Below are 19,006 nucleotides of genomic sequence, written 5' to 3' on the forward strand. Positions count from 1 at the left end.
AATCATTTTAGACTGATCGTCTAATAAATGCAAAGGCCCGTTTTTTGGGTCGAGGAGGCCCCCCATGACCAAATTCAAGGCCATTCGCATCGACAAGGACGCATCCGGCTATCGCGCGGCTTTTTCGGAATTCGACGAAACGGAATTGATGGAGGGCGACGTGACCGTGCGCGTCAGTCATTCCACGGTCAATTACAAGGACGGGCTGGCGATCACCGGCAAGTCTCCGGTCGTGCGCCGCTTCCCGATGATCCCCGGCATTGATTTCGCCGGGGTGGTGGAAAGCTCGACCCATCCCGATTTCAAGCCCGGCGACGAGGTGGTCCTGAATGGCTGGGGCGTCGGCGAAACCCATTTCGGCGGCTATTCGCAAAAGGCGCGGGTGAAGGGCGACTGGCTGGTGCCGCTCCAAAAGGGCTTTACCGCCGCGCAAAGCATGGCGATCGGCACGGCCGGCTACACCGCCGCGCTCGCGGTGCTGGCGCTGGAGAAGCAGGGCATGACGCCGGATCGCGGCCCCGTGCTGGTCACGGGCGCGGCGGGCGGAGTCGGCTCGGTCGCCATTTCGCTGCTCGCCACGGCGGGCTGGCGCGTCATCGCCTCGACGGGCCGCGCGGAAGAAGCGGAATTCCTGAAACATCTCGGCGCGTCAGAGATTATCGACCGCGCGGAGCTTTCCGCGCCCGGCAAGCCGCTCGGCAAGGAGCGCTGGGCGGCGGCGGTCGATGCGGTCGGCTCGCATACGCTGGCCAATGTCCTGGCCCAGACCTCCTATGAAGGCGCGGTCGCCGCCTGCGGCCTCGCGCAGGGCATGGACCTGCCGACCTCGGTCGCGCCCTTCATCCTGCGCGGCGTCGCCCTGCTTGGCATAGACAGCGTGATGAAGCCCAAGGCCGTGCGCCTGCAAGCGTGGGAGCGTCTCGCGCGCGATCTGGACAAGGCCAAGCTGGCCGAACTCAGCACGACCATCGGCTATGACAAGGTGATCGAGACCGCCACCGCGATTCTCGAGGGCAAGGTGCGCGGCCGTGTGATCGTGGAGATCGGCTAAACTTCACCCGTCGCCATTGCCGTTCCCGCCGCTCAGCACGGCGCGCCGCTTGCTCAGCTGCGCGCCGGCGTGATCCATGAAGGCGCGAACGCGCGCGGCGTGGCGCAGGTCGGGGTGGGTCAGCAGCCAGAGCACGGCGCCCCGCCCGGCCATCGGCTCGTCGGTGCAGACCAGTTCCGGATGCTGGTCGCCGATGAAACGCGGCAGGAAACCGATCCCGACGCCCTGCGCGATGCATTGCGCGATCCCGACCGTAGTGTTGCAGCGCATGGCGATGCGATGCGGCGGAATTTCCTTCTCGATCCAGTCGAATACGTCGACGCCGCCGAATTGCTCGTTGAAGGCGATATAGGAATGGCTCTCGTCGGCGGGATCGAAGCCGGATTCGTAAAGCGTCCGAGAGACATAGCGCCCCCAGACCGAGGAGCCGATGCGGCGGCCGACCAGCGTCTCAGGCGGGGCGTAGGTCGAGCGCACGGCAATGTCGGCGTCGCGGCGCGACAGGTTCAGCGGCTGGTTCGTAACCAGCACGTCGAGCTGGATATCCGGGTAAGCCTTGCGAAAGCTCGCCAGGATCGGCGCGAGGACATAATTGAACAGCGCGTCATTGGTCGTGACCCGCAACAGGCCCGAGGGCTTTTCGTCGCGCCCCGCGATGCGCCGCTCGAAATCGGTGACGTCACGGCCCATCCGCTCGGCCAGCAGGACCATCTCCTGTCCGGCGGCGGTGGCGGCATAGCCGTTGCGCGACCGCTCGAACAATTTGGCCCCGATCATCTCCTCCAGCGCGCCGAGGCGGCGGAACACCGTGGAATGATTGAGGTTGAGGGAAGCTGCTGCGCCGACCAGCGAACCGGATTCCGCAATGCCGCGCACCAGGCGAAAATCGTCCCAACTGATTTGATTCATGTCGCCAGAATGGTTCAAATCGCAACCAGTTTCAAGATTGCGCCGCACAAGAGATTGCATCGTGCAAAAAAAACGGCGAAAATCGCGTTCATGACCGAGGCGCGGCGGCGCGGCGCAGGCGGTCATTGATGGCCTCGCCAAGGCCTTCAGGCGGAATGGGCGCGACGGCGATCCGCCGCATCCCGCTGGCGTCCAGCAGCCGCAGCATGGAAAAGAGATTGGCTGCCGCCTCGGTGAGGTCGCCGTGCGGCGAAAGGTCAAGGATCGTTCCGTGCGCGCCCGCAAATCGCCCGCCAAAATCCAGCCCCGCCTCGCCTTCCAGCACTTCCGCGGCGTCGAGCCGCACGCCCGCGCGCGGCGCATAATGCGAGGCGAGCTGTCCCGGCGCCACAGGCGCGTCAATTCCCTCCTCCGCGCCGGCGAGGCTTTCCCCCAATACATATTCGATCCCGGCGCGCGAAACGCCGCCCGGACGCAGCAGAACCGGCGTTTCGCCGAGCAGGGAAACGATGGTCGACTCGACCCCGACGGGACAGGCGCCGCCATTGAGCACGGCGTCGATGCGCCCATTGAGATCGGCCAGCACATGCGATGGCAGCGCCGGGCTGACATGGCCGGAGAGATTGGCGGAGGGCGCCGCGACCGGGCCTCCGGCGGCGGCGATCAGGCCGCGCGCCAGACCATTGGCGGGAATGCGCAAGCCAACGCTGTCGAGGCCGGCGCGGGCCAGATCGCAGACGCTCCCGCTCTTCGCCACCGGAAGCACAAGCGTCAGCGGCCCCGGCCAGAAGGCGGCGGCCAGCTTTTCGGCGCGCGAATCGAAACAGCCTTCGCGCCGCGCCTGGTCCAGGTCCGCGACATGTGCGATCAGCGGATTGAAACTCGGCCGCCCCTTGGCGCGATAAATGGCGGCGACGGCGCGCGGATCCGACGCCAGCGCGCCGAGGCCGTAAACCGTCTCGGTCGGGAAGGCGACCAACCCGCCCGCGCGCAAAATCCTTGCGGCCTCGGCGATTCCGCCCGGGCCTGCCGGAAGCAAAAGCGTATTTTTCTTGTCTTCCCTGTTCAAAGCGCCAATCCTGTTTGACGCCGAAGAGATAAAATGGTTCACTTATAAACCAAATAAAAACGACGCCCGTCGCGCTTGCTCATGACACTGGCGCGCGCGTCAAGCAAGCCGAACGGAGAGGAAAGCCATGACGGATGTGGAGGTCGCGCGCAATGGCGCGGTCCTGGAGCTGTCTCTGAACCGGCCCGCCAAGAAAAACGCCCTGACCAACGCCATGTATCGGGCGCTCTCCGTCGCCCTGCACGAGGCCGAGCGCGACCAAAACATCGGCGCGGTGCTGATCTCTGGCGCGGGCGGCGTTTTTTCCGCCGGCAATGACATCGGCGATTTCGTCGCCGCCGTCAGCAGCGGCGGCGAGATGGCGGCGGCAGACTTCGTTCGCAAGATCGCTGCCTTTTCCAAGCCGCTCGTCGCCGCCGTCGATGGCCTTTCTGTTGGAGTCGGCACGACCATGCTCCTTCATTGCGACCTCATTTACGCCTCGCCTTCGGCGCGCTTCTCATTGCCCTTCGTCGATCTCGGCCTGCTGCCGGAGGCTGGCTCCTCGCTGCTGCTGCCCCGCCGCGTCGGCATGGCCCGCGCCAGCGCCTGGCTGCTGGCGGGCGAAAGCTTTTCCGCCGAGGAGGCGCGCGAGGCCGGCCTGATCAACGGCGTCGTCGCCGCTGACGCCCTGCTCGCCACGGCCCGGGAAAAAGCGGCCAAGCTTGCCGCCAAGCCTCGCACGGCGCTGCTCGCCGCGCGAAAATTCCTGCGCGGCGACAAGGAGGAAATCCTCGCCCGGATCGACGCGGAACTCGACGCCTTCCGCGCCGCGCTGGCCTCGCCGCAGGCGCAGGGCGCGCTCGCGGCTTTCCTCAACAAAAACAAGTAATCGGGCGCACGCCGCAATCAAAATCAAAAGGGAGCGAATCATGTCCAGCCTGGCAGGCAAGACCCTGTTCATTACCGGCGCGTCGCGCGGCATCGGCCTCGCCATCGCGCTCAGGGCCGCGCGCGACGGCGCCAATGTCGCCATCGCCGCCAAGACGGCGGAGCCCCATCCCAAACTTCCCGGCACCATCTATAGCGCCGCCCGGGAGATCGAGGACGCTGGCGGCCGAGCCCTGCCTCTGACCGTGGACGTGCGCGACGAAGACCAGGTCGCGCAGGCGCTGGCGCAGACCGCCGCGCATTTCGGCGGAATCGACATCGTGGTCAACAACGCCAGCGCCATTGCGCTCGGCGGCAGCCAGCATATTGACATGAAGCGGTTCGATCTGATGCACCAGGTCAACGCGCGCGGCTCCTATATGACCGCCAAGCTCGCCTTTTCTTATCTCGCCAAGGCGGAAAATCCTCATGTGCTGATGCTGGCGCCGCCGCTCGACATGAAGGAAAAATGGTTCGCCGCGCATACCGCCTATTCCATGGCCAAATTCGGCATGAGCTTGGCCGTGCTCGGACTCGCTGGCGAATTCCGTCCGGCGGGCGTCGCGGTCAACGCCTTGTGGCCACGCACGACCATCGCCACGGCGGCGGTCAATAACCTGCTCGGCGGCGAGAAGCTGATGCGCGCCTCACGCAAGCCGGACATCATGGCCGACGCCGCCCACGCCATCTTCTGTTCGCCGAGCCGCGAGCTGACCGGGCAATTCCTCATCGACGACGTCATCCTAGCCGCGCAAGGCGTGACGGAATTCGACGCCTATCGCGTCGATCCGACCAGCCCGCTCGCGCCGGACTTCTTCGTGCCCGAAGATACCCCCGTTCCGCAAGGCGTCTCGCTCAAGGCGCTGGTTTGACGCTTTCTGCGCGCCCCGCTAACACGATGCGGGGCGCGCAGGAATTTCGAAAAGTCGAGTCGCGGACAATGGCGGTTTACACGGATGTCACGGACGAGGCTCTTTTCGCCTTTCTCGCCGATTACGACCTCGGCGAGGTCCTCTCGTTCAAGGGCATAGCCGAGGGCGTCGAGAACTCGAATTTCCTGCTCCATTGCCAGCGCGGCTTCTATATTCTCACGCTTTACGAAAAGCGGGTGAACCCAGACGACTTGCCCTTTTTCATCGGCCTGATGGAACATCTGGCGACGAAAAAGCTGTCCTGCCCGGTGCCGGTCAAGCGGCGCGACGGCGCCGCGCTCGGGACGCTCGCCGGGCGCCCGGCGGCTATCGTCACCTTTCTCGACGGCGTCTCCGCCCGCAAGCCGGAAGCGCTTCACTGCGCCGAGACCGGGCGCGCCCTGGCGCAATTGCATCTCGCCGGACAGGGCTTCGCCCTTTCGCGCCACAATGCGCTCTCGGTCGATCATTGGCCGGCGCTGTTCGAGGCCTCGCGCGCCCGCGCAGAAGAGGTCTCGCCCGGCCTCGCCACCGAAATCGCGGCTGAACTGGACGCCTTGCGCCGCCTCTGGCCCAGCGACCTGCCGCAAGGCGTGATCCACGCCGATCTCTTTCCCGACAATGTCTTTTTCATTGGCCGGAAGCTCTCCGGTGTAATCGACTTCTATTTCGCCTGCACCGACGCCCTCGCCTATGATCTGGCGATCTGTCTCAACGCCTGGTGTTTCGAGACGGACGGATCCTTCAACGCCACCAAGGGCCGCGCCCTGCTCCAGGGCTACCAGAGCCTGCGCCCGCTCGCGCCGTCCGAGAGCGACGCCCTGCCCGTTCTCGCGCGCGGCGCCGCCATGCGCTTCCTGCTCACCCGGCTCTACGACTGGCTGAACGTGCCCCCCGGCGCGCTGGTGCGGCCCAAGAACCCGCTCGAATATCTCAGTAAATTACGTTTCCACCAGACCATTGCGCGCGCCGGCGAATATGGGCTGGGCGCGTGACCCGCCGCGTCGCGATCTGGACCGACGGCGCCTGTTCCGGCAATCCCGGCCCGGGCGGATGGGGCGCCATCCTGACCTTCAACGGCTCGGAAAAAGACCTTTGCGGCGGCGAGCCCGCCACGACCAACAATCGAATGGAGCTGCTCGGCGCCATTTCGGCGCTTGAGGCTTTGACGCGCCCCTGCGCGGTCGATCTGCACACGGATTCCCAATATGTGCGGCAGGGCGTGACGTCCTGGATGCACAACTGGAAGCGCAACGGCTGGCGCACCGCCGACAAGAAGCCGGTGAAGAACGAGGACTTGTGGAAGCGGCTCGACGAAGCGGCCAACCGCCACGATGTCGCCTGGCACTGGGTCAAGGGCCATGCGGGAGACCCAATGAACGAACGCGCCGACGCACTGGCGCGCGCGGGCATGGCGCCTTATTTGAAGGGTGCAAAACAAAGATCGGGCGGGTAAGTCCGAGCGGACCTTGCCTCCCGGCCATCCTGTTTGCTAAACATGCCGTGAAAATTCGCATGATTGCGGCGGGGGCGGCACAAGAGCGGAACAATGATGGCCAAAGCGATGATCGCCTCGATACGTCCCATTTTATTTTTTGCAGGCTTTTTCCTGGCGTTCTCGGCCTTTTCGGGAGGAGCGCGCGCGCAGGTCTGCAATGAAGACCTCGCCGTCTTCGGCAAGCAGCGCAATACGGAAATCGAGGCGCTGAACACGATTTCCAAGGCGCATGAAAACAAGCTCGATCCGATCGCCGCCTGCCCGCATCTGCGCAAGATGAAGGACATCGAGGCGAAAATGGCCGCCTATATGGTCAAGAACAAGGATTGGTGCAATATTCCGGACGATTTCCTGAATAATTTCAAGACCAATAGCGAGCGAACGACCAAGATCGCCGAACAGGCCTGCGCCCTGGCCGCCAAGGCCAAGCAGATGCAGCAAAACGGCGGCGGCGCTGGCGTAGGCAATCTGCCGCCCCCGCCCAAGCTGCCCGCCGGACCGCTCTGAGTCATGCCCGCGCCGTCGCTCGACGCCGGCGCTTTGCCGGATGCCCAGCCGGCAAGCCTCTGGCGGCGCCTCCCCGCGAGCTGGCTGCCCTATATCCAGCTCGCGCGACTTGACCGTCCCGCCGGCTGGCAATTGCTGCTCGCGCCCTGCCTCTCCTCGACCTGCCTCGCCAGCATCTATCGCCTGCAGGCCCCGAATTACCTCCTGCTCCTGCTGTTTTTCATTGGCGCGGTCGCCATGCGCGGCGCGGGATCGACCTTCAACGACCTGATCGACCGTCAGATCGACGCTCAGGTGGAGCGGACGCGCGGACGCCCCCTGCCCTCAGGCCGGGTCAGCCCGCGCGCGGCGGCGATCTTCATGCTGGCGCAGGCGCTCGTCGGCCTGTTCGTCCTGCTGTCGCTTAATTCCTTCGCGATTCTGCTCGGCCTGTGCTCGCTGATTCCGGTCGCGATCTATCCCTTCTTGAAGCGTTTCACATCGTGGCCCCAGGCGGCGCTCGGCCTCGCTTTTTCGTGGGGCGCGCTAATGGGCTGGACCGCGCAGACCGGCGGGCTGGCCGCGCCTGCAATCTGGCTTTATATATCCGGCATCGCCTGGACGATCGGCTATGACACGATCTACGCCATCCAGGACCAAAAGGACGACGTCAGCGCCGGGGTGAAATCCACCGCCTTGCTGTTCGGCGACCATTTGAAGCTCATCGTCGCCCTGTTCTATCTCGCCACGGTGATCTGCGCGGAAATCGCTCTCATATCCGTCGGCGCCGGCCTGGTGGCGCATATCGGCCTGCTTGCCTTCGCCGGGCATCTGGCCTGGCAGATCCGTCGGCTGGACAACGCCGACGAGGCGATGGCGCTGAAACTTTTCCGCTCTAATGGCCCCGCGGGCTTCCTGCTCTTTGCCGGCCTGTTCGGCGAGAACCTGCTGTTCTATCTCGTCGGGTGAACGGTTTCACTCGTAGCAGACGATCTCGCGTTCGCCGCGATGAACCGCCACAACGCGCCCCTTGGCGCCGCACAGACGCCGCGCCGAGATCATCGAGCGGCGTCCTTTCAGCGGCCAGCCGCGCCGACGCGGCATAACCTCGCCCGCCTCGACCTCGCCGAAGCGGCGGTCGATCACTGCCTCGCCGCCGCCCGCTCTGCGCGTCAGGCGCGGCAGACGGAAGAACTTCGCCCAGCACAGCCAATCCCGGCTGATGTCCGCTTCATTCTCCGATTCCGCCAGCACCACGTCCAGTTCCGGGTCGGCATGGACCAAAGCGACGCGATAGACGAAGCCGCGCGCGGCCTCGTACACGCTGAGGGCGACGCCGCGAAAGCTCGGCGCCGGTAGGCAGAACCGCATCTTCACGCCGCCAACGCGACGGTCGATGGCAATTGCTTCGGCCGAAATGCTGATCTCGCGCTGGCCATTGTCGGCGCGCGGATCGGCGGCGACGAGGCGTGTCATAGGCGCGGCGGGGGACATGACCATATCAGGCTCCTGCGGGAATTTTCCGCTGTTGGCCCATCTTTCGTCGCGACTCGCCTCAACCCTGCTAAGGAAATAGGCGGCATTTTAGTCAAACCGCTTTGGTCGGCGGCACGTCCAATCCCGGGTTAGCCGGATTGTTCAAATTGTCGGCAATCACGCCAAAAACGCCCGGAATAGGCCGCCTTTCGCAGGTGCAAAAATTCTTGCGCTGCGGCGAATGGGCGTTTACACGAAATCAAAGCTCCTCGATCAGGGTCGCGATTTGTCCGGTCTGTCCGCCTTTGCCCCCCTTCTGCCTCGCGTCGAGGCGATTGTGCGCGAGGCTGGCGACATTGCGCTCGACTATTTCCGCCACGGCGCCGCCACCCACGCCGAAGTGACCCACAAGAGCTGTGGCTCTCCGGTGACCGAGGCCGATCTTCGCGTCGACGAATTCCTCCACGACCGCCTGCACAATCTCGCCCCGGAATTCGGCTGGCTCTCCGAGGAAACCGCCGATTCGCCGGACCGGCTCGGACGCGAGGCGGTGTTCGTGGTCGATCCCATTGACGGCACGCGCGGTTTCGCGGCTGGCGACCCCTGCTTTTCGGTCTGCGTCGCGCTCGTGGTCGGCGGCCGGCCCTGTTTCGGCGTCGTCCGAGCGCCGGCGCTCGATCAGACCTTCATCGCAGCGGCTGGCGGCGGCGCGCGCTGCAACGGCGTCCCCATCTCGGTCTCGAGCCGCAGAGAACTTGCCGGCGCGCGCCTGTCAGTCCCCGACGCGATGGCCGATGATCTGCGCCGTTCCGGGCTTTCCTTCGTGCAGCAGCCGCGTTTGCCCTCTCTCGCCATGCGCCTGCTGCGCGTCGCCGACAGCGAGTTCGACGCGGCGCTGGCGCGCAAGAATTCCAATGATTGGGATATTGCCGCCGCCGACCTCATCCTTCATGAAGCTGGCGGCGTGCTGACTGATTTTTCGGGCCGCACCCTGTTTTACAACCAGCCCGAGCCGAAACATCCCGCGCTGGCCGCGGGACCACCCGGCCTCCAGGCCGATTTGATCCGGGCGGCGCAAGAGGGAAAGGCGGGGATCCAGAGAGGGTCCGCGCAAAAACTTCCCCACGCGCGTCCCGCCCAAGACGTGAAGGACTGAGCGAATGAGCCATGAAGTCGAGCCCAAGCAGCTGCTGCATCTTGTTTTTGGCGGCGAGCTGAAAAATCTCGAAACGACCGATTTCAAGGATCTGAGCAAGATCGACCTGGTCGGCATGTATCCCGATTTCCAGAGCGCCCACGCCGTCTGGAAGGCCAAGGCGCAATCGACCGTGGACAACGCGCAGATGCGCTATTTCATCGTCCACATGCACCGCGTGCTCGACCCCTCCGACGACTGAGCAGCCTCGTTCCCGCCGCCATGGGTCGACGCGAACGCGCGGCGGCCTCTCGCTATTTTCTCCGGCCTGCGCTATCTGTCGCCTGCAAGAACGGTGGAAGCGCGCCGGAGCGCGTTTTTTTTCGCCTTCGCCGCCTTTCGGCCCGGATGGTCCGGCATTGTCGCCCGAACGCTGCGACTCCCGGCCATCCAAATCCGTCAGTCGAATGTACAAGACCAGGCCGCGATGAGTTCTGCCGTGTTTTTGCCCGTTTACCGCGCCGCCGCCAATGGCCTTGCGCCGTTCAGCGGCCTGTTCCTGTGGCGACGCGGGCAAAAGGGCAAGGAAGACCTCGCCCGGATCGGCGAGCGTCGGGGTTATGCCGAGCTGCCGCGACCCGAAGGGCGCCTCGCCTGGCTGCACGGCGCGAGCGTCGGCGAGGGCCTCGCTTTGCTGCCCCTGGTCGAAAGGCTGATAGGCAAAGGCTTTCAAGTCCTCGTCACGACCGGCACCGTCACCTCCGCCCGCATACTCGGGGAAAGGCTGCCGAAAGGCGCGACCCATCAGTTCTCGCCGCTCGACGCGCCGCCCTTCGTCGCGCGCTTTCTCGACCATTGGCGGCCGGATCTGTTCATTCTCGCCGAATCCGAGATCTGGCCCAATACGCTTTGCGCCGTCCACGAGCGCAATATCCCCATTACCCTCGTCAACGCCCGGCTTTCGCCGCGCTCTTTCGCGCGCTGGCGGCGCTTTCCCGGGTTCATCTCGGCGCTGCTCGGCAAGATCGACCTGTGCCTCGCCCAGAGCCAGGACGACGCCGCGCGCCTGCTGCAACTCGGCGCGCCGCGCGTCGACGCCATCGGCAACCTGAAATATGACGTGGAGCCGCCGCCCGCAGATCCCGCGCGTCTCGATGAGCTCTCGCGCCAGATCGGTCCGCGCCAGATCTGGATCGCGGCCTCGACCCATCCTGGCGAAGAATCGCTCGCGCTTCAGGCGCACAAGGTCCTAACGCAACGCTTTCCCGGCCTGCTGACGTTTCTCGTCCCGCGCCATCCCCATCGCGGCCCGGAAATCGTCGCCGAAGCCGAGGCCGCCGGCCTTGAAGCGGCCCTGCGCTCGCGCGGCGATCCGATCAGGCCCTCGACGCAGGTCTATATCGGCGACACCATCGGCGAGATGGGCCTGTTCTTCCGCTTGTCGAGCGTGATCTTCATGGGCAAGTCGCTGGCGGGCCACGGAGGCCAAAATCCCATCGAGCCGGCGAAGCTCGGCTCGGCGATCCTGCATGGACCCCATATCGGCAATTTCATCGATGTCTATCACGCGCTGGACAGCCAGGGCGGCGCCATCACGGTCAAGGACGCCGAAGATCTCGCCCGCCAGTTGCAGGCTCTGTTCGACGACCCTGTCTATCTGCGCCGCACCGCCGAGGCCTCCCGCCGTATTGTCGGCGAGCTTGGCGGCGCCACCGACAAAATCATGCTGGCGCTCGAACATTATATCGCCCAGATGATTGTATCTCAGCAGTAGGGCTTCTAGATTTAAGGACTTGAGATAGCGAGGTCACATGCGCGCGCCGGATTTCTGGTGGTCCGCCAAGCCCGGCCTGTTCGGGCGGGCGATGACCGCGGTTCTGACGCCTTTCGCCGCGCTTTACGGACGCGCGGCGGCGCGCCGGATGGCGCGTCCCGGCTCGCGCGTCAGCGCTCCGGTGATCTGCATCGGCAATTTCGTCGTCGGCGGCGCCGGCAAGACGCCGACCGCGCTGGCCGTCGCCAAATGGCTCAAACGGGCCGGCGAAACGCCCTATTTCCTTTCACGCGGTTATGGCGGCGCCCTGAGCGCGGACGGCGCCGCCCATCTCGTGGATCAGCGCCGCCATTGCGCCGCGCAGACTGGCGACGAGCCTCTGCTGCTCGCGCGGGTCGCCCAGACGGTGGTGGCGCGCGACCGCCCGACGGGCGCCATGCTGGCTTTGGCAGGGGGCGCCAGCCTGATCGTGATGGACGATGGTCTGCAAAACCCCAGCCTGCGCCGGGATTTCACCTTGGCCGTGATCGATGGCGGCGTGGGCTTCGGCAATGGTCGGCTGCTGCCCGCTGGCCCCCTGCGCGCGCCGATCGAACTACAGCTTCAGCATAGTTCGGCGGCTCTGGTGATCGGTGAGGGCGAGGCTGGACGAGCGGCAGCCGCCCTGTTCGAGACCACGGGCAAGCCGGTCTTTCACGGCCGGTTGGCGCCCGACGCCAACGCCGCATTGCGGATGCTCGGCGCCCGGGTGGTGGCTTTCGCGGGCATTGGCCGGCCGCAGAAATTTTTCGATTCGCTTCAGGCCTGCGGCGCGCGCATCGTCGCCCGCCATGGCTTCCCGGATCATTACGCCTATCGGCCGTCCGATATCGCGGCGCTGCAGCGGCAGGCCGAGGCGCTCGACGCGCTGCTGGTGACGACCGAAAAGGACATGGTCAAGATTTCGCCCTTTCTCGCCGCCCTGCGCGCGGACCTGCCGGAGCCCGAGGCGCTGCCCGTGACGCTGGTCGTCGATGAAGCCGAAGACTTACGCCAGCTCCTGCTTGACGTCCTGACGAAATTTCGCGGCGCGGGGCGAATAGCCGGCCCGATGAGCCTGTAAAACTCAGGCTTTCGGGGGCAGCAGTCCGAGCTGGCGCAGCCTCGCCAGTTTCGCATCCGGCCCGGCATAGGGCTCCTGCCGATCGACGTTCCAATAGCGCAATTCCTCGATCGGAACATGCGCGCCCGTCGCAGCGCAGACGACATAGGCGCCCGGCTTCCTGATCTTGAAATCGCCGTCGAGATATTCGACTTCGGCCGGCCCGCTGAGCGGGACGCGGCGATCGATGCGGTTCATCGGCCCAATCCGTTCTGCCCCTCTCTTTTTCGGGGATTTACCGATGTATCGCCATTGGCCGCTCCATTCAATCCCGAAAGCCGCGCAGGTCGAGCGCTCCCGGTGAACACGGGAGTTGCCGGAGTCAATATTTCTGTTATTCTCGATATATGGATGAATTAACCGCACTCAGCGCCTTGGCCGCCCTCTCACAGGCAACCCGGCTTCAATGCTTTCGACTGCTCGTCACGCGCGAGCCGGACGGCGTTCCCGCCGGCGAATTGGCGCGGCTGGTCGGCGTGCCGCAAAATACGCTGTCGACGCATCTTGCGATCCTCGCCAACGCCGGTCTGGTCCATGGCGAGCGACATAGCCGCTCGATCATCTACCGCGCCAATTTCGATCGCCTCCGCGAGCTTGTCCTCTTCCTCCTGAAAGATTGCTGCGGCGGCCGCGCCGACCTCTGCGCGCCGCTGATCGCCGATCTCTCCCCCTGCTGTCCGCCAAAGGAGGCCGTTCATGACTGATCGCGTTTTCAATGTCCTGTTTCTCTGCACCGGCAACACCGCCCGTTCGATCCTGGCCGAAAAAATTCTCGCCAGGGACGGCCAGGGAAAATTCCGCGCCTTTTCCGCTGGCAGCCAACCGAAGGGCGCCGTCAATCCTTTCGCGCTGAAAGTCCTCGAAGGCTTCGGCTATCCGACCGACGGCGCCCGTTCGAAAAGCTGGGACGAATTCGCCGGCGAGGGCGCGCCGAAAATGGATTTCGTTTTCACCGTCTGCGACAACGCCGCCGGAGAAGCCTGCCCCCATTGGCCCGGCCAGCCGATGACCGCCCATTGGGGCGTCGAAGACCCGGCCGCCGTCGAGGGGAACGATATCGAAAAGGAGCGCGCCTTTGTGACCGCGTTCCGCTACCTCAAGAATCGCATTTCCGCCTTTGTCGCCATCCCGGTCGAGCGGCTCGACCGGCTGACCTTGTCGGGCCAGTTGCACGAGATCGGCCGGATGGAGGGCGCGACCGCGCCTTCAACGCCTCGCTGAACACAGGCCCTTCAGGGCGCCGGAGTGAATTATGTCGACATTCGAGCGTTATCTCAGCCTGTGGGTGGCCCTGTGCATCGTCGCGGGCATCGCACTCGGGCATTTCTTCCCCGACGCCTTTCACCTGATCGGCGCGGCGGAAATCGCCAAGGTCAACCTGCCCGTCGCCGCGCTGATCTGGCTCATGATCATCCCCATGCTGGTGAAGATCGATTTCGCCGCCCTGGCGCAGGTCAGGCAACATTGGCGCGGCATTGGCGTGACCCTGTTCATCAACTGGGCCGTCAAGCCATTCTCGATGGCGCTGCTCGGCTGGCTGTTCATTGGCGGGATCTTCCGCCCCTTTCTGCCCGCCGACCAGATCGACAGCTATATCGCCGGATTGATCCTGCTCGCGGCGGCGCCCTGCACGGCCATGGTGTTTGTCTGGAGCAATCTGACCAAGGGCGAGCCGCTGTTCACGCTGAGCCAGGTGGCGCTCAACGATGTCATCATGATCGTCGCCTTTGCGCCCATCGTCGGCCTGCTGCTCGGCCTGTCGGCGATCGCCGTGCCATGGCAGACGCTGTTCCTCTCCGTCTTTCTCTATATCGTCGTTCCCGTCATCTTCGCGCAGGCGTTGCGGCGGGCGTTGCTGGCGCGCGGCGGAGAGAGCGCCATTCAGGCCTTGCTCAATCGCTTGCAGCCTTTGTCGCTCATGGCCCTGCTGGCGACGCTCGTTCTTCTGTTCGGGTTCCAGGGGGAGCAGATTCTGGCGCAGCCTCTGGTGATCGCGATGCTGGCCGCGCCGATCCTGATCCAGGTCTATTTCAACGCCGGCCTCGCCTATCTCCTCAACCGCGCGACCGGCGAAGCCCATTGCGTGGCGGGACCGTCCGCCCTGATCGGGGCCAGCAATTTCTTTGAGCTTGCGGTCGCGGCGGCGATCAGTCTTTTCGGCTTTCATTCCGGCGCTGCGCTGGCGACGGTGGTCGGCGTCCTGATCGAGGTTCCCGTGATGCTGTCGGTGGTCAAGATCGTCAATGCAACGCGGGGTTGGTATGAATCTGGCTCCGCCGTACGAGAATGCGACACCGTAAGTTCTTACGATAAATATTTGTGATAAAATGAAAAATATTGTCGTTCAAAACATCAGGAAGGGCCGCCGCCTTGGCTAAACCGGACGAAACCCTGCCGAACCTCGACGAAGCCTGTTTCCAGACGATTAACGAAACCCGGCTGCACAAGCCGTCACGTCAGGCCCACGCTCCGCGCATCCTGCTGCTTTACGGCTCGCTTCGTCCGCGCTCCTTCAGCCGCCTGATGAGCGAGGAAGCCGCCCGAATTCTGCGCCGCCTCGGCGCGGAAACGCGCATATATAATCCCAGCAGCCTGCCCCTGCCGGACGATGCCGGCGCAGATCATCCCAAGGTTCAGGAATTGCGCGACCTCGTCACTTGGTGCGAGGGCATGGTCTGGTGCTCGCCGGAACGGCATGGGGCCATGACGGCGATCATGAAGGCGCAGATCGACTGGATACCGCTCAGCCTCGGCGCGGTTCGCCCGACGCAGGGCAAGACGCTGGCGATAATGCAGGTTTGCGGCGGCTCGCAGAGCTTCAACGCCCTCAATCAGATGCGCATTCTCGGCCGCTGGATGCGCCTGATCACGATCCCCAATCAGTCCTCAGTCGCCAAGGCCTTCATGGAATTCGACGACCATGACCGGATGAAGCCTTCCTCCTATTACGACCGCGTCGTGGACGTGATGGAGGAGCTGGTGAAGTTCACTTTGTTGACGCGCGACTGCGCGGGCTATCTGGTCGATCGCTATTCCGAACGGAAAGAAAGCGCCGAAGAACTTTCAAAGCGGGTGAACCAGAGGTCGATCTGAGCGCGACCGGCGCAATGCGCCAGCCGCCGTTTCATTTTCAGCGCGGAATCAGCACCTTGTCGATCACGTGGATGACGCCATTGTCTGCCTCGACATCCGCCTTGACGACATGGGCCTTGTTGACCCTAACGCCATGGCGGCCGTCGATATGCACCTTCTGGCCTTCGACCGTCGTCGCGGACAGGCGTTTGCCGATGACCGCGCTCGACGGAACCTTGCCGGGCACGACGTGATAGGTGAGGACCTTGACCAGCTGCGCCTTGTTTTCCGGCTTCAGAAGATTTTCCACCGTGCCCTTGGGCAGCTTTTTGAAAGCCGCGTCGGTCGGCGCGAAGACCGTGAAGGGCCCCGGCGATTTCAACGTCGTCACGAGATCCGCTGCCTTGACCGCGGCGACCAGCGTGTTGAACGAACCGGCGGCGGCGGCCGTATCGACGATATCCGCGGCCCTTGCCGGACCGGCGGCCACGAGCGCGGCGAAAGCGAAAGTTGCCGCGACGGAAGAAAGAAACCTGTGTTTGCCGAATGACATGATGTTCTCCTGTTCGAATTCGCCCTCCTGATACGTGACCGCGCCAAGAGCGGTTCAAAGGGGACGAGACAGGCAAATCAACAAGCCGTGAACGCGGGCGACGCCCCGAAACGGTCGGACGGACGCGAAGCGCGCTAGATACCGAATCCCGAATCCGGCTCCGTCGCCGAATCGTCGCCTCCGGAACCAAGCTCCGCCGGGCGCGGATGGCGCACCAGCGTGACCGTGCAGGGCGCCTGGGCGCCGATCCGCGCCGCGACGGGGCCGATGGTGCGTCTTATGGGCGAGCCGGCGCCGATCACGATCTGGTCGACATGGTTTTCGCGCGCGAAGTCGATCAGCGCCGCCGCCGGATCACTCGCCTCCAGAACATGGGCCGTGACCTGGGCGGCCGGCAGGCTCAGTCCCGCCGCCCATTGGCGCACCTCAATGAGGCGCCGCACATGGAGATTGCGGCCAAACTCGTCCTGGGCGCTGTCGATGCGAAGCCGACTGGTCTTGATGATATTGACGCAGGCGAGGCGCGCGCCAGGCGCGGTGGTCATGATCCGACCCACCGTCTCGCGCAACACGTCGCCCAATGCGGCGTTGACTTCGCTGAGATCCACCGCCGCCATGACGATGGGCGCCGCCGCCTGCCGCGCGGCCATGCTGCGGGGATGGCGCGTCGGCGCAAATTTCAGGGCCCACCAGCGCCGGCGCGCCGTCAACCAGGAATCGGCGCGGCGCTTTTCCGAGCGTTCGGTCAGGCGAATCTGTTCCGGCGTGGCGAGATCGAGCGCGAGCTGGGCGGCGGTGGGGTAGCGATCATCAGCCTTTGGCTCCAGGCAGTGCAGGATCACCTCCTGCAGCCAGGGCGGACAGGCCGGGTTGTAGCGGATCGGCGGCTCGGGATCGCGCCAGAGCCTGCGGGCCAGCGCGCGCCGCTGGCGCGGGGTTCCGAAAGGCCGCACGCCCGTGAGCAGATAATAGAGCACCACGCCCAACGAAAAAATATCGCTGCGCGGATCGCCACGATCGCGACCGATCTGCTCCGGCGACAGATAAGGGCCGGTGCCAAGCGGCAAGCGGAATTCCTCGGCCAGCAAGTCCGGCAGCAGGTCGTGGCGCGAGAGGCCGAAATCGATCAGCGCAACTTCGCCGCCCGGGCGGCGCATGATATTCGAAGGCTTGATATCGAGATGGATGACGTTCTGGCTGTGCAGGTCGGCCAGGGCGCGGGCGACGCCTATGCCGATCTCGACGACCTCATCGACGGGAAGCGGCGCGTCTTCCATCTTCGAGAGCAGCGATTCGCCCCCGATCAGCTCCATCACGATATAGGGCTGACGGGTGAAATCGCCCGAGGCGATGAATCGGGGGGCGTGGGGACCCTGGAGCAGCGGCAGGATCATCTGCTCCATCTCGAAACCGACGATGGCGGTGGCGTCGTCGCCGTCCTGCACGATCGGCGCCTTGAGAATCGCGGGCGGCGACATATCGTCGCGCGTCACGCGCCACAGATGCGCCATGCCGCCGACATGCATACGCTCGACCAGGCGAAAGCCGTCGATGACGTCGCCGGGGCGCAGATCGGAAAAGGCGGGTCTCTCCGTCGAAATGGCGCGTCTCCCTTTCGTCAATCTAGACCGCGCGCCGTCGCGCCGACAAGCGCGCAAATGGCGTCGAATCGCCGCGTCCGGCCGACTTAATAGCGCCGGATTGCTTATTTTGCTGAAAGGAGAAGGCCGGGTTCGGCAAAAACGGGTTTCCCTTTTGCGTCTGGCGATTTAGAACAACCCGGCATTTAAGGGGAGGCTTTTCATGACGCCGCAGAAGATTCTCGTCGCCCAGGGTGGCGGCCCGACCGCCGTCATCAACCAGTCGCTCGCAGGCGTCGTGCTGGAAGCGCGCAAATTCGCGAGCGTCAGCAAAGTCTATGGCGCCCATCACGGCGTGCGCGGCATTATCGACGAAGACTTGCTCGACCTGACGCAGGAGACGAGCCACAATCTCGAAATGGTGGCCAATACGCCCTCCTCGGCGCTGGGCTCCACCCGCGACAAGCCGGACGCCAAATATTGCCACGAGATCTTCAAGGTCCTGCAGGCGCATGAGATCGGCGCCTTCTTCTATGTCGGCGGCAATGATTCCTCCGACACGGTGCGCATCGTCGCCGAAGAAGCCATCAAGGCCAAATATCCGCTGCGCTGCGTCCATATTCCCAAGACCATCGACAATGATCTGGTCGGCAACGACCATACGCCCGGCTTTCCCTCCGCGGCGCGTTTCGTCGCCCAGGCCTTCGCCGGCGCCAATCTCGACAACGCCGCGCTGCCCGGCGTCTATGTCGCGGTGGTGATGGGACGCCACGCCGGCTTCCTGACGGCGGCCTCCGCGCTCGGCAAGAAATTCCCCGAGGACGGCCCGCATCTCATCTATGTGCCGGAACGGGTGTTCGACATCGACAAGTTCCTGGCAGACGTCAAGCGCATCTATGACCGCCTCGGCCGTTGCGTGGTCGCTGTTTCCGAAGGCATCCACGACGCCGCCGGAGCGCCGATCATCACCAAGCTCGCCGAACAGATCGAGCATGACGCCCATGGCAATGTCCAGCTTTCGGGCACGGGCGCGCTCGCCGACCTGCTCTGCGAGGAAATCAAGAACAAGCTGAAGATCAAGCGCGTGCGCGGCGACACCTTCGGCTATCTGCAGCGCTCCTTCATCGGCTGCGTCTCCGACGTCGACCAGCGCGAGGCGCGCGAGGTCGGCGAAAAGGCCGTGCAATACGCCATGTGGGGCGACCGCAATGGCTCGGTGTCGATCAAGCGCACCGGCTATTACTCGGTCGATTACGAGCTGGTCCCGCTCGAAAGCGTCGCCGGCAAGACCCGCGTGATGGAGGACGAGCTGATCTCGCCCTGCGGCACCGACGTCACTGACGCCTTCCGCCTCTATCTGCGCCCTTTGCTCGGCTCCGGCATGCCCGACGCCTTCCGCCTGCGTCCGAACAAGGTCGCCAAGGTTCTGCACAAGGGCTGAC

General features: G+C 64.6%; 22 protein-coding genes. 16 read left to right on the forward strand and 6 right to left on the reverse strand.

The features are described from left to right. Positions 1-64: 64 nt before the first annotated feature. Entirely contained in the window at positions 65-1,051 is a 987-nt protein-coding gene (locus tag QZ409_RS09555; protein WP_296709922.1) for an MDR family oxidoreductase, read from the forward strand. Between the two features lie 3 nt (positions 1,052-1,054). On the opposite strand, the gene QZ409_RS09560 is transcribed toward QZ409_RS09555, so the two are convergent. Then, on the reverse strand, positions 1,055-1,960 hold the full coding sequence (locus tag QZ409_RS09560; RefSeq protein WP_296709925.1) for a LysR family transcriptional regulator: 906 nt from the start codon (positions 1,958-1,960) through the stop codon (positions 1,055-1,057). Positions 1,961-2,048: 88 nt separating this feature from the next. Then, entirely contained in the window at positions 2,049-3,029 is a 981-nt protein-coding gene (locus tag QZ409_RS09565; RefSeq protein WP_296709928.1) for an L-threonylcarbamoyladenylate synthase, read from the reverse strand. Positions 3,030-3,156: 127 nt separating this feature from the next. On the opposite strand from QZ409_RS09565, the gene QZ409_RS09570 reads away from it, so the two are divergent. From QZ409_RS09570 to ubiA, 6 genes are all read left to right on the forward strand, one after another. Further along, entirely contained in the window at positions 3,157-3,900 is a 744-nt protein-coding gene (locus tag QZ409_RS09570) for an enoyl-CoA hydratase-related protein (protein ID WP_296709930.1), read from the forward strand. 40 nt (positions 3,901-3,940) lie between these two features. Then, positions 3,941-4,810 carry an NAD(P)-dependent oxidoreductase gene (locus tag QZ409_RS09575; protein WP_296709934.1) on the forward strand — a complete coding sequence of 290 codons (870 nt, stop codon included), beginning with the start codon at positions 3,941-3,943 and terminating at the stop codon, positions 4,808-4,810. Between the two features lie 68 nt (positions 4,811-4,878). Further along, positions 4,879-5,844, forward strand: coding sequence for a homoserine kinase (thrB, locus tag QZ409_RS09580; protein WP_296709937.1), 966 nt, complete (start codon positions 4,879-4,881; stop codon positions 5,842-5,844). Continuing rightward, complete coding sequence (gene rnhA, locus QZ409_RS09585) at positions 5,841-6,305, forward strand: ribonuclease HI (protein ID WP_296709940.1); 465 nt, start codon at positions 5,841-5,843, stop codon at positions 6,303-6,305. The genes thrB and rnhA overlap by 4 nt, the downstream gene beginning before the upstream one ends. Before the next feature lie 93 nt (positions 6,306-6,398). Then, the gene (locus QZ409_RS09590; protein ID WP_296709946.1) at positions 6,399-6,854 is read left to right on the forward strand and encodes a hypothetical protein; all 456 of its coding nucleotides are present in this window, start codon (positions 6,399-6,401) and stop codon (positions 6,852-6,854) included. Between the two features lie 3 nt (positions 6,855-6,857). Further along, positions 6,858-7,802, forward strand: a complete 945-nt coding sequence (ubiA, locus tag QZ409_RS09595; protein WP_296709948.1) for a 4-hydroxybenzoate octaprenyltransferase — start codon at positions 6,858-6,860, stop codon at positions 7,800-7,802. Positions 7,803-7,808: 6 nt separating this feature from the next. Here ubiA and QZ409_RS09600 read toward each other — a convergent pair whose 3' ends face one another. After that, a complete protein-coding gene (locus tag QZ409_RS09600) occupies positions 7,809-8,333 on the reverse strand; it encodes a DUF6101 family protein (protein ID WP_296709950.1) in 525 nt (174 codons plus the stop codon). 262 nt (positions 8,334-8,595) lie between these two features. Between QZ409_RS09600 and QZ409_RS09605 the strand changes: the two genes are divergently transcribed. The 4 genes from QZ409_RS09605 to lpxK all read left to right on the forward strand — a co-directional run bounded on the left by QZ409_RS09605 (position 8,596) and on the right by lpxK (position 12,320). Next, positions 8,596-9,465, forward strand: a complete 870-nt coding sequence (locus tag QZ409_RS09605) for a 3'(2'),5'-bisphosphate nucleotidase CysQ (protein ID WP_296709953.1) — start codon at positions 8,596-8,598, stop codon at positions 9,463-9,465. Positions 9,466-9,469: 4 nt separating this feature from the next. After that, complete coding sequence (locus QZ409_RS09610) at positions 9,470-9,706, forward strand: DUF4170 domain-containing protein (protein ID WP_283366850.1); 237 nt, start codon at positions 9,470-9,472, stop codon at positions 9,704-9,706. A 237-nt stretch (positions 9,707-9,943) separates the two neighbouring features. Continuing rightward, entirely contained in the window at positions 9,944-11,218 is a 1,275-nt protein-coding gene (locus QZ409_RS09615; protein ID WP_296709959.1) for a 3-deoxy-D-manno-octulosonic acid transferase, read from the forward strand. A gap of 37 nt (positions 11,219-11,255) precedes the next feature. Next, positions 11,256-12,320 (forward strand): tetraacyldisaccharide 4'-kinase, encoded by a 1,065-nt coding sequence (gene lpxK, locus QZ409_RS09620; RefSeq protein WP_296709961.1) that lies wholly within the window; start codon positions 11,256-11,258, stop codon positions 12,318-12,320. 3 nt (positions 12,321-12,323) lie between these two features. Here lpxK and QZ409_RS09625 read toward each other — a convergent pair whose 3' ends face one another. Beyond that, positions 12,324-12,557, reverse strand: coding sequence for a DUF2093 domain-containing protein (locus QZ409_RS09625; RefSeq protein ID WP_296709962.1), 234 nt, complete (start codon positions 12,555-12,557; stop codon positions 12,324-12,326). A 149-nt stretch (positions 12,558-12,706) separates the two neighbouring features. On the opposite strand from QZ409_RS09625, the gene QZ409_RS09630 reads away from it, so the two are divergent. Genes QZ409_RS09630 through arsH form a run of 4 tightly spaced genes read left to right on the forward strand, consistent with a single transcriptional unit; the run spans position 12,707 to position 15,452 of the window. After that, the gene (locus tag QZ409_RS09630) at positions 12,707-13,063 is read left to right on the forward strand and encodes a metalloregulator ArsR/SmtB family transcription factor (protein ID WP_296709964.1); all 357 of its coding nucleotides are present in this window, start codon (positions 12,707-12,709) and stop codon (positions 13,061-13,063) included. Next, positions 13,056-13,580, forward strand: coding sequence for an arsenate reductase ArsC (locus tag QZ409_RS09635; RefSeq protein WP_296709967.1), 525 nt, complete (start codon positions 13,056-13,058; stop codon positions 13,578-13,580). The genes QZ409_RS09630 and QZ409_RS09635 overlap by 8 nt, the downstream gene beginning before the upstream one ends. A gap of 31 nt (positions 13,581-13,611) precedes the next feature. Beyond that, entirely contained in the window at positions 13,612-14,682 is a 1,071-nt protein-coding gene (arsB, locus tag QZ409_RS09640; protein WP_296709971.1) for an ACR3 family arsenite efflux transporter, read from the forward strand. Positions 14,683-14,729: 47 nt separating this feature from the next. After that, positions 14,730-15,452 carry an arsenical resistance protein ArsH gene (gene arsH, locus QZ409_RS09645; protein WP_296709974.1) on the forward strand — a complete coding sequence of 241 codons (723 nt, stop codon included), beginning with the start codon at positions 14,730-14,732 and terminating at the stop codon, positions 15,450-15,452. A gap of 37 nt (positions 15,453-15,489) precedes the next feature. Here the strand turns inward: arsH and QZ409_RS09650 are convergent, their stop codons facing one another. Next, positions 15,490-15,921 carry a fasciclin domain-containing protein gene (locus QZ409_RS09650; protein WP_296710235.1) on the reverse strand — a complete coding sequence of 144 codons (432 nt, stop codon included), beginning with the start codon at positions 15,919-15,921 and terminating at the stop codon, positions 15,490-15,492. 197 nt (positions 15,922-16,118) lie between these two features. Beyond that, positions 16,119-17,606: a bifunctional serine/threonine-protein kinase/universal stress protein gene (locus QZ409_RS09655; protein ID WP_296709977.1), complete on the reverse strand. Its 1,488-nt coding sequence runs from the start codon at positions 17,604-17,606 to the stop codon at positions 16,119-16,121. A gap of 181 nt (positions 17,607-17,787) precedes the next feature. On the opposite strand from QZ409_RS09655, the gene QZ409_RS09660 reads away from it, so the two are divergent. Continuing rightward, complete coding sequence (locus tag QZ409_RS09660) at positions 17,788-19,005, forward strand: 6-phosphofructokinase (protein WP_296709981.1); 1,218 nt, start codon at positions 17,788-17,790, stop codon at positions 19,003-19,005. Position 19,006 lies beyond the last annotated feature (1 nt).

Origin of the sequence: Rhodoblastus sp., assembly GCF_019449565.1 — a bacterium.
Classification (GTDB): domain Bacteria; phylum Pseudomonadota; class Alphaproteobacteria; order Rhizobiales; family Beijerinckiaceae; genus Rhodoblastus.

Bases quoted from the DNA above. Each gene is read 5' to 3' on its own strand.
- QZ409_RS09555 (WP_296709922.1), top strand. From the start codon at position 65: ATGACCAAATTCAAGGCCATTCGCATCGACAAGGACGCATCCGGCTAT.
- QZ409_RS09560 (WP_296709925.1), bottom strand. From the start codon at position 1,960: ATGAATCAAATCAGTTGGGACGATTTTCGCCTGGTGCGCGGCATTGCG.
- QZ409_RS09570 (WP_296709930.1), top strand. From the start codon at position 3,157: ATGACGGATGTGGAGGTCGCGCGCAATGGCGCGGTCCTGGAGCTGTCT.
- QZ409_RS09575 (WP_296709934.1), top strand. From the start codon at position 3,941: ATGTCCAGCCTGGCAGGCAAGACCCTGTTCATTACCGGCGCGTCGCGC.
- thrB (WP_296709937.1), top strand. From the start codon at position 4,879: ATGGCGGTTTACACGGATGTCACGGACGAGGCTCTTTTCGCCTTTCTC.
- QZ409_RS09590 (WP_296709946.1), top strand. From the start codon at position 6,399: ATGATGGCCAAAGCGATGATCGCCTCGATACGTCCCATTTTATTTTTT.
- ubiA (WP_296709948.1), top strand. From the start codon at position 6,858: ATGCCCGCGCCGTCGCTCGACGCCGGCGCTTTGCCGGATGCCCAGCCG.
- QZ409_RS09600 (WP_296709950.1), bottom strand. From the start codon at position 8,333: ATGGTCATGTCCCCCGCCGCGCCTATGACACGCCTCGTCGCCGCCGAT.
- QZ409_RS09610 (WP_283366850.1), top strand. From the start codon at position 9,470: ATGAGCCATGAAGTCGAGCCCAAGCAGCTGCTGCATCTTGTTTTTGGC.
- lpxK (WP_296709961.1), top strand. From the start codon at position 11,256: ATGCGCGCGCCGGATTTCTGGTGGTCCGCCAAGCCCGGCCTGTTCGGG.
- QZ409_RS09625 (WP_296709962.1), bottom strand. From the start codon at position 12,557: ATGAACCGCATCGATCGCCGCGTCCCGCTCAGCGGGCCGGCCGAAGTC.
- QZ409_RS09630 (WP_296709964.1), top strand. From the start codon at position 12,707: ATGGATGAATTAACCGCACTCAGCGCCTTGGCCGCCCTCTCACAGGCA.
- QZ409_RS09635 (WP_296709967.1), top strand. From the start codon at position 13,056: ATGACTGATCGCGTTTTCAATGTCCTGTTTCTCTGCACCGGCAACACC.
- arsB (WP_296709971.1), top strand. From the start codon at position 13,612: ATGTCGACATTCGAGCGTTATCTCAGCCTGTGGGTGGCCCTGTGCATC.
- QZ409_RS09660 (WP_296709981.1), top strand. From the start codon at position 17,788: ATGACGCCGCAGAAGATTCTCGTCGCCCAGGGTGGCGGCCCGACCGCC.